This is a genomic window from Lactobacillus hominis DSM 23910 = CRBIP 24.179 (assembly GCF_000296835.1).
Classification (GTDB): Bacteria; Bacillota; Bacilli; order Lactobacillales; family Lactobacillaceae; genus Lactobacillus; species Lactobacillus hominis.
Genome location: NZ_CAKE01000025.1, coordinates 87144 through 95090, shown reverse-complemented (window position 1 = coordinate 95090; position 7947 = coordinate 87144). Strand labels below are relative to the sequence as shown.

At 33.6% G+C, this 7947-nt stretch carries 7 protein-coding genes; 6 read left to right on the top strand and 1 reads right to left on the bottom strand.

Annotated elements, in window-relative coordinates:
* Window positions 1-87 precede the first annotated feature (87 nt).
* The 6 genes from BN55_RS08325 to BN55_RS08300 all read left to right on the top strand — a co-directional run bounded on the left by BN55_RS08325 (window position 88) and on the right by BN55_RS08300 (window position 5828).
* On the top strand, window positions 88-762 hold the full coding sequence (locus BN55_RS08325) for an ABC transporter ATP-binding protein (protein ID WP_008471674.1): 675 nt from the start codon (window positions 88-90) through the stop codon (window positions 760-762).
* A gap of 148 nt (window positions 763-910) precedes the next feature.
* A complete protein-coding gene (locus tag BN55_RS08320) occupies window positions 911-1159 on the top strand; it encodes a hypothetical protein (protein ID WP_008471673.1) in 249 nt (82 codons plus the stop codon).
* 57 nt (window positions 1160-1216) lie between these two features.
* Window positions 1217-2533, top strand: coding sequence for a CPBP family intramembrane glutamic endopeptidase (locus BN55_RS08315; RefSeq protein WP_008471672.1), 1317 nt, complete (start codon window positions 1217-1219; stop codon window positions 2531-2533).
* Between the two features lie 50 nt (window positions 2534-2583).
* On the top strand, window positions 2584-2820 hold the full coding sequence (locus tag BN55_RS08310) for a hypothetical protein (protein WP_008471671.1): 237 nt from the start codon (window positions 2584-2586) through the stop codon (window positions 2818-2820).
* A 145-nt stretch (window positions 2821-2965) separates the two neighbouring features.
* Window positions 2966-4264: a CPBP family intramembrane glutamic endopeptidase gene (locus BN55_RS08305; protein ID WP_008471670.1), complete on the top strand. Its 1299-nt coding sequence runs from the start codon at window positions 2966-2968 to the stop codon at window positions 4262-4264.
* 157 nt (window positions 4265-4421) lie between these two features.
* Window positions 4422-5828 (top strand): C69 family dipeptidase, encoded by a 1407-nt coding sequence (locus BN55_RS08300; RefSeq protein WP_008471668.1) that lies wholly within the window; start codon window positions 4422-4424, stop codon window positions 5826-5828.
* A 52-nt stretch (window positions 5829-5880) separates the two neighbouring features.
* Here the strand turns inward: BN55_RS08300 and BN55_RS08295 are convergent, their stop codons facing one another.
* Window positions 5881-7947 carry a GH92 family glycosyl hydrolase gene (locus BN55_RS08295; protein WP_008471667.1) on the bottom strand — a complete coding sequence of 689 codons (2067 nt, stop codon included), beginning with the start codon at window positions 7945-7947 and terminating at the stop codon, window positions 5881-5883.

Here is a 7947-nt window from a genome sequence, read left to right as displayed (position 1 = left end):
TTATGGGAGTAATCGGTGGATTAATTCCAATTCGTTCAATTCTTAAAGTTGACCCAGCAAAGGCAATTGGTTAGGGGGGTACATAAAATGGCAGTAATTACATTAAAAGACGTTAGCAAAATTTACGGTGAAGGAAGTGCACAAGTTACGGCGCTACACGATGTGAACTTTACCGCAGATAAAGGCAGCGTGGTCCTAATTGTTGGCCCATCAGGTGCAGGAAAAAGCACTTTTCTAACTATTGCAGGAGCCCTTCAAAGACCTACAACTGGTAAAGTTGAAATTGAAGATCAAGACGTGACTAACATTAGTCCACGTCAAGCTGATAAATTGCGCTTGAATAAGATTGGCTTTGTTTTACAAGCTTATAACTTGGTGCCTTATCTGACAGTATCGCAGCAGTTTGAACTTGTTGATAAAGTTAAAAAAGAAAACAATATGAGTCATGAAGACTTAGAAAAATTATTTAAGCAGCTTGGAATTGAAAAATTAGTTAAAAAGTATCCTAAAGAATTATCTGGCGGACAAAAGCAGCGTGTAGCAATTGCTCGTGCCCTTTATGCTAATCCGCAAATTATCTTAGCTGATGAACCAACGGCTTCACTTGATAGTCAAAAAGTTGAAGAAGTTGGAAAATTATTTAAGGATTTAGCTCAACAGCAAGATAAAGCTATTTTGATAGTTACTCACGATATGCGATTAGCAAAATATACAAATAAAGTATATGAGATGGTAGACGGTAGTTTAACTGAGAAAAAATAAAGTTTGATAAATGATGAAAGAACCTTAGTTTTGGCTACGGTTCTTTTTTTGTTGGAGAGGATATAGTTCATAAATTATTAAAAAGAGTTGACATTTAATAAAAACAATAATATCATCATTAAAAATAAATAAAAAAGGAGAGATAAAAATGAAAAGAAAGTTATTATTAGTAGCAACTGCTACATTAGTTGGATGTTCATTAGCAGTATTTTCTTTGAAAAATGATCACTCTACTGTGCAGGCAGTAACCACTAAAACTCAAGGTGGATGGTGGCTTAACTGGACCAAACAAATGGGAGGATCAAACATACCAGGACCAAATTGGGGTAGTATTAACAAAGGTCGAGTGTTTGGGAAAGGTGCACCTTATACTTTTAGGGGAGTAGGTCATCCGTAAATCGATATGCTAATAAAGAGGTATTGATAATACCTCTTTTATTTATATGAGGGAAAAATGAAGACAAAATTTGTTAATATAAATTGGCTGTTTATCTATAAAATTCAACTTGTTTTAAATATCTTGATTTCAGTTGCTTTAATTATAATCAGTGAGTTTGTTGCAATTCCAGTTTACCCCAAGCTAATTCCATATAATAATCCACAATTTTATCTTTTTAATGCAAGTTTTATAGCTTTAGCAATTATTGCTCTTACAATAATTATCTTGAAGAAAAAAATTCCACCAATATTGAATGGAATTTTAATTCCAACTTTGCCGTATTTTTATAGTTACTTGTGGACTACATTAAATAATGTATTGTGGATTTATTTGCCGAGGTTTACAGGCTTAATAGGCATTGTATATTTTCTAGGATATCTTATTTTATATTTGCCACTTTTATTTGTGGAATATCCTGCTATTAAGAATAATATTTTAAGACTACTTTCTTATATTTGCTTATTTCCTGGAGCGCTTCTTTATAGTCCGGTTTTAACTAGTAATAAGATAATAGATTTTATTACTTATATGGGAATTATGTTTTTGATTTTGAGCATAGAATGGCTAATTATCTTGACTCGTATTTGGAATATTCATTTAAAAATAGATTTTCCATTTTATTGTAAAAAATGGCTATGCTTGACTTTTTATATCGTAGTAATAGTTTTCTTTCTTGGGGCTGGCATTCTTCATATTTCTATTCCTAGTGTACAAGGATGGGATCAACTTTGGAGTAATTGGGACCAAATCTTAGCTAATTTTGATGCACATATTTATAATTTTAATCTAACAGTATTAGTTGATGGACTGGTTCCTGGAATTAGCGAAGAGTTAGAGCGGTATTTTTTACTGGTCCTGTTATTATCCGGATTAAAAAATATTAAACTACATATTCCGATTGCAATTATAGTTAGTTCTTTAATTTTTGGATTGTCTCATTGTACTCATTTTTTAACTGAACCAGTTGATACAACTATTTCTCTTATTATAGCTGCGACTGGTGGAGGATTGTTGTATGCAGTAGTTTATCTAATCTCTGGTAAGCTATGGTTAACAATCTTTGCACATACTTTATTGGATAGTTTAGTTTCTGCATTTAGTATTAATGGCACTATTTCATTAGGTATGTGGGAACTATATAGTCGTCCCATGGTAATTATAACTGCGATTGAATTAGCAATCTTTTTAGGATTTACTTTGATTTTGTTGCTAGTTCCAGCGTTTAGAGCTAGCTTGAAAATAAATGCTCAAAATTTAGCTAATTTGGTAAATGTACCGTCAATTAATGAAAATGGTATAGTTCATAAATTACCAAAAAATGTTGACATTTAATTAAAATGATAATAACATTATTAAAAATGGATAAAAAGGAGAAAATTAAAATGAAAAATAAATTATTATTAGCAGCAACTGCCACTTTAGTTGGATGTTCATTAGCAGTGTTTTCTTTAGAAAATGATCATTCTACCGTGCAAGCTGTCACAGTTAAAACACAAGGATCATGGTGGCTAAATCAGACTAAGAGAATGGGTGGATCAAACATACCTGCACCATATTGGCAAGTTAGAACTCCATATCCACCTTATAATCCTTATTTTAGAGGTGCTGGTCATCGGTAAATAAATGATAATTTGAAAAATAATTAAAGTAAGAAAATGCTGATACTATTCCTTAAAACAATGGGTAGATATCAGCCTTTTTTGTAAAAATTAATTTTTGATTAGATTTGTAATTTATTGAAATTTGAACATACCGGAGAGAAACATGGAATTAAAACTAAACAATATAAATTGGCTGTTTATCTATAAAATTCAACTTGTCTTGAATGTCTTAATTTCAATTGCTTTAACTATAATCAGTGAGTTTGTTGCAATTCCAGTTTACCCCAAGCTAATTCCATATAATAATCCACAATTTTATCTTTTTAATGCAAGTTTTATAGCTTTAGCAATTATTGCTCTTACAATAGTTATCTTGAAGAAAAAAATTCCACCAATATTGAATGGAATTTTAATTCTAACCTTGTCGTATTTTTATAGTTACTTGTGGACTACATTAAATAATATATTGTGGATTCATTTGCCAAAATTTACAGGCTTAATAGGCATTGTATACTTTGTAGGATATCTTATTTTATATTTGCCACTTTTATTTGTGGAATATCCTGCTATTAAGAATAATATTTTAAGACTACTATCATATATTTGTTTATTTCCTGGCCCCTATCTTTATATTCCAATTTTAACTAGTAATAAGATAATAAATTTTATTACTAACATGGGTATTATAGTTTTCGTTTTGGGCATAGAATGGCTAATTATATTAGCTCGTATTTGGAATATCCGTTTAAAATTGAATTTTCCATTTTATTGTAAAAAGTGGCTACGATGGGCTTTTTATATTTTTGTAATATTATTTAGTATTGGGTATAGTATTTTCAATGTTTTTATGCCTACTGCACAAGTATTTAATCAGCTTTTAGGTAATTGGGATCAAATTTTAGCTAATTTTGATGCACATATTTATAATTTTAATCTAGTAGCACTAGTTTATGGACTGATTCCTGGAATTGGTGAAGAGTTAAATCGGTATTTTTTACTGGTCCTGTTATTATCCGGATTAAGAAAGGTCAAGTTAAATATTCCAATTGCAATTATAATCAGCTCTTTGATATTTGGCTTATCTCATTATACGCATTTATTAGATAGATCATTCAGTGACAGTACTTACCTTGTTATATGGGCAAGTGGTCTTGGAGTTCTATGTGCAGTAATTTATTTAATCTCTGGAAAATTATACCTGCCTATTTTTGCTCATTCTTTACTGGATATCCTAGTTTATGTGTTTGCAGGAGAAGAAGCAGGCGAAGTACAAGGTATGTGGGGACTATATGGTGATCCGAGAATAATCATAACTGCGATTGAATTGGCAGTTTTTCTAGGATTTACTTTGATTTTGTTGCTCGTTCCAGCGTTTAGAGCTAGCTTGAAAATAAATGCTCATAATTTAGCTAATCTGGTAAATGTACCGTCAATTAATGAAAAAAGAGAATTTGATAAATGATGAAAGAACCTTAGTTTTGGCTAGGGTTCTTTTTGATGAAGAGAAGATCCGCACTGACACTACAGTCTTTGTGAGCGTTTTACTAATACTTTTTCTGAGTAGGTAATACAATGAGAAGTGGATATATTATGTTACTGAAAAGAAAGAGTGAATTTAAATGACACAGATAAATCACAGTGCATGTACTTCAATTTTAGTAGGCAAAAATGCCACAACAGATGGCAGTATTATTATTGGACGTAACGAAGACGATAAGCCAACTTGTGCAAAGCACTTAGCTTTTCATGAAGAAAAGGATATTCCAAATAATCACTTCAAATCTACTTTAAATAAATTCGAAATGGATTTGCCAACTCACCGCTACGGCTATTCATCAACTCCTAACTGGACTGATAAAAAAGGTGTTTATGAAGAATCTGGGATTAACCAATTCGGTGTGGCAATGAGTGCTACTGAAACCACTTATGCCAATGCTCAAGTTCAAGCTTATGATCCATTTAAGAAGACTGGCATCATTGAAGAAGCCATGGTAACTTGTATTTTACCTTATGTAAAGACTGCTCGCGATGCGATTGCTCGTTTTGGTGAAATTATTAAAAAGTATGGTGCTGGCGAATCAGATGGTATATTGTTTGCTGATCCTGATGAAGCTTGGTACTTTGAAATTGGTACTGCTCACACTTGGGTAGCGCAGCGTATTCCAGATGACTGCTATGCAGTTGCTGCTAATGAATTGGCTATTCAAGAAATTGATTTTAACGATCCCGACAACTTTATTACTTCACCAGGCTTGCGTGAATTTGTTCAAAAGCATGATTTATGGCCGGAAAATAAGCCATTTAATTGGCGTCGTATTTTTGGTACGCACAATCTTTTGGACTTAACCTACAACACTGCTCGTGTTTGGACTGGTCAAAGAATTTTGAGTCCTTCAATTAAGCAAGAACCAAGTAGCTTTGAAATTCCATTTATTCAAAAAGCCGATCATCCAATTTCTATTAGCGATGCTGAAAGAGTTCTAAGAGACCACTATGAAGGAACTAAGTACGATGTGGCCGATCCTGTAAATAAAGATACGGCAGTATATCGTCCAATTAGCGTTAACTTTACTGAAGAGTCTCACTTGCTACAATTAAAGGGCAAGAATTGGACTCACTGGTTAGCTTTAGGTGCCAACTGTCAAAGTATTTATGTACCATTCTATCCACAAGGCACCGTTGTTCCAACTATGTATAAGAATGGTAAAGACAAGTATACTTCTAACTCTGCTTACTGGGTTTACAGACATGCATCGGTTTTGGCAAATGCTTCTTGGAAAGACTATGGTTTAACTTTGTACATGACCCAAAACTCAACTGAACAAAAGTTAACTCAAATGCGTCAAGAATATGATGTCAAGATTGCTGCAGAGAGCGATCCAGATAAGAAGTTGAAGTTGATCAATGAAGCAAACAAGGAATTAGCTCATACTGCAATTAAGAATTATCAAGACTTGATTTCTAAGTTAATTACTAAGCAAGTCAAGAAATCTCCTTTGTACTTCCACAGAGATCCATCCCTTTAATTTAGAAGAAATGTGAAATAAAATAGCCCAAGCTTTTGCTTGAGCTATTTTTTTATGCTAAAAGTGTTAATTTTGTTGTTAACAAGCCGCCTTCAAGTAATTCTTGATGAGAAATTTCTTGACTGCATTTTTGATCATTAAAGTTTCTGCCTGCAACGAATTGGTGAGTTTGATCATTATTTTCGTTTAACATTTCAAGCTTCTTACCATTTGGCAACTTGATCGAAGCAAAGTCAAATAGTGGGATGCCGAAGACATATTTTCCACTACCTGGGGCTTGTGGATATAGACCTAAAGCTGACCAGACATACCAAGCACCCATTGAGCCATTATCTTCATCACCTGGGTAGCCTTTAAAGCTGGAATTAAATGATGAAAGAAGCTGACGCACTAATAATTCGGTATAATGCGGCTTACCAGCTAAGGCAAATAAGTAACATAAGTGAAAACTTGGCTGGTTAGAAATGGCTAGTTGTCCAAATGGTTGAGCAACCATTTCCCGCATTTCATGGATTGTTTGGCCATAGCTGCCGATGCCGTATTTAGGTGGTTGGTTAACTAATTTAAGTAAAGTTTGGATAAAGTTTTTGTTATTTCCATATAGCTTAATTAATCCGGGCAAATCTTGGTAGACATTAAAGCTGTTTTGCCAAGCAGATCCTTCAGTAAAGCCGTTGCCCCAGTCAGTATCTTTGAAGTTTTTAACGAAATTGCCATGTGCATCTTTAGGCGTCATTAAGCCAACTTTTTTATTAAATAGATTTTGGTAATTTAAAGCACGTTTTGAGTAATATTTTGCTTGCTCGTCTTTACCCAAAATTTTAGCCAAAATACTAATTGCCCAGTCAGAATAAGCATAATCTAGAGTCTTATTGACGCTTTCGGGATAGTTGCTTGATACATAACCTAGTTTCTTGTATTCTTCTAATCCTTCACGTCCATATTTGGCGTCTTTGCTTGAAGTTTCGGCTCCTTTAACCATGGCGTCGTAGTATTTTTCTAAGTTGGCAACTTTAATTCCCTTAACTGCAGCGTCGGCAATGATTACGTCCAGCATTGTTCCGGGCATCATTCCGCGTTCATCAGGAGATAGCCACCTTGGTAAAAATCCTGTTTCTTGATAACTGTTGAAAAATCCTTCTAAAAATTCGCTGTATTTGTCAGGACACAGTAATGAATAAAGTGGAAAACTGCTACGGTAAACATCCCAGAATCCAACATTGGTAAACATTTTTCCCTTAATCGCTTTTTTCAAAGCAGTAGAGTAGTGAACTGGTGAGTTATTTTCATCTAGTTCATAAAATTGCATCGGGAATAAAAAGCTGCGATAAAAGTTCTCATAAAAAGTGAGGACTTTTTCTTTTTGTGAATCTTGAATATTAATTTTAGAAAGTAAATTATTCCAATCTTTGATAGTGGCTTGTTGAACAGTATCGAAATTGCCGATTCTGCTTAAATTGGTCTTGACTTGAAACTCACTGATAAAACTCGTTGCAAACCGGATCTGATTTTTATTTGGTATAGATAAAATGAGGGCATTTTGCTTATCAACTGTTTGCTCGGCTTCAAATTTCATATGCTTGCAAGAAACAGCGACCCACATTGTGAAATTAGGGTCTGCGCATGCCGAAAAGTTATTAGTTTTAAATATTAAAGTATCGTCTTTAAACCTGACAAAACTTAATTTTTCACCTTGAATGATTAATTTTAACTGATCTTGTGAATAATTAAATGCTCTTAAAACGCCACCGATTTTACTTGCGGTAGCCATGACTTTTATTTGCTGATTAAGGCTGTCTAAAGCGATTAAGTCCGGCCTAAAAATTGCTTTATTTGGGTTATAGTCATCAATTTGTTTTAAATCAAAATTTACATCAGTTTTAAATCTAAATAAAAAATGCTGAAAATCGCCAATCCATGGGCTGGGTTGGTGCGTCAGGCGCAGTCCTGCAAAAGTGTGGTCTTGTGGATTAAACCACCAACTGTCTTCATGCGTAGAAGTTTGGACGCTCAAGTAATTCATACTAAAGCTTTGCCCAGTTAATGGCAGGGTATTGCCATGAGAAAATTCGTATTTACTTTCAGTTCCGACACGTGTATCAATACTAGCTACATCCAT

Coding starts and splice junctions, on each gene's coding strand:
- BN55_RS08305 (WP_008471670.1), top strand. CDS start 2,966: ATGGAATTAAAACTAAACAATATAAATTGGCTGTTTATCTATAAAATT.
- BN55_RS08295 (WP_008471667.1), bottom strand. CDS start 7,947: ATGGATGTAGCTAGTATTGATACACGTGTCGGAACTGAAAGTAAATAC.
- BN55_RS08300 (WP_008471668.1), top strand. CDS start 4,422: ATGACACAGATAAATCACAGTGCATGTACTTCAATTTTAGTAGGCAAA.
- BN55_RS08310 (WP_008471671.1), top strand. CDS start 2,584: ATGAAAAATAAATTATTATTAGCAGCAACTGCCACTTTAGTTGGATGT.
- BN55_RS08325 (WP_008471674.1), top strand. CDS start 88: ATGGCAGTAATTACATTAAAAGACGTTAGCAAAATTTACGGTGAAGGA.
- BN55_RS08320 (WP_008471673.1), top strand. CDS start 911: ATGAAAAGAAAGTTATTATTAGTAGCAACTGCTACATTAGTTGGATGT.
- BN55_RS08315 (WP_008471672.1), top strand. CDS start 1,217: ATGAAGACAAAATTTGTTAATATAAATTGGCTGTTTATCTATAAAATT.